This is a genomic window from Acetobacter fabarum, from assembly GCF_040702925.2.
Classification (GTDB): domain Bacteria; phylum Pseudomonadota; class Alphaproteobacteria; order Acetobacterales; family Acetobacteraceae; genus Acetobacter; species Acetobacter fabarum_B.
On sequence record NZ_JBFCXX020000065.1, the window covers coordinates 1 to 317 of the forward strand.

At 59.6% G+C, this 317-nt stretch carries 1 pseudogene; it reads left to right on the top strand.

The features are described from left to right. Nucleotides 1-317: pseudogene (locus AB2L51_RS15110) on the top strand (sugar ABC transporter permease); the annotation flags it as partial.

The window sequence follows — 317 nt, forward strand, 5'->3', positions numbered from 1 at the left end:
ACTTTCTCACCGATTCCGGGTTCCTCCCCGGAGCCACCAACACCTTGCTGCTGGTGGGCAGCGTGCTGCTGATCAGCGTGGTGTTCGGTGTGTTGATCAGCGCATTGCTGGAGGCCAGCGAATTCTTCGGCCGCGGCATCGTGCGGGTGATGCTGATTTCGCCGTTCTTCATCATGCCCACGGTCGGTGCGCTGATCTGGAAAAACCTGATCTTCCATCCGGTGTCCGGGATCCTGGCCTACATCTGGAAACTGTTCGGCGCGCAGCCGGTGGACTGGCTGGCCCACTACCCGCTGCTGTCAATCATCATCATTGTC